Annotated in this window: 1 pseudogene; it reads right to left on the bottom strand. The window is 44.0% G+C overall.

The features are described 5' to 3' along the window. Positions 1 to 225, bottom strand: a pseudogene (locus TP70_RS12915) (hypothetical protein); the annotation flags it as partial.

Below are 225 nucleotides of genomic sequence, written 5' to 3'. Positions count from 1 at the left end.
ATCAACATCAATGAGTGAAAGTGACTCAGCAAGCATGAGCACATCAACATCAGTAAGTGAGAGCGACTCAGCGTCAATGAGTACATCAACATCAATGAGTGAAAGTGATTCAGCAAGCATGAGCACTTCAACATCAGTGAGTGAGAGCGACTCAGCAAGCATGAGCACATCGACATCAATGAGCGAAAGTGACTCAGCGTCAATGAGTACATCAACATCAATGAG

Source organism: Staphylococcus microti, from assembly GCF_000934465.1.
GTDB lineage: Bacteria > Bacillota > Bacilli > Staphylococcales > Staphylococcaceae > Staphylococcus > Staphylococcus microti.
Note: the sequence above shows the minus strand (reverse complement) of the source record. Positions and strands in the feature narration are given on the sequence as shown.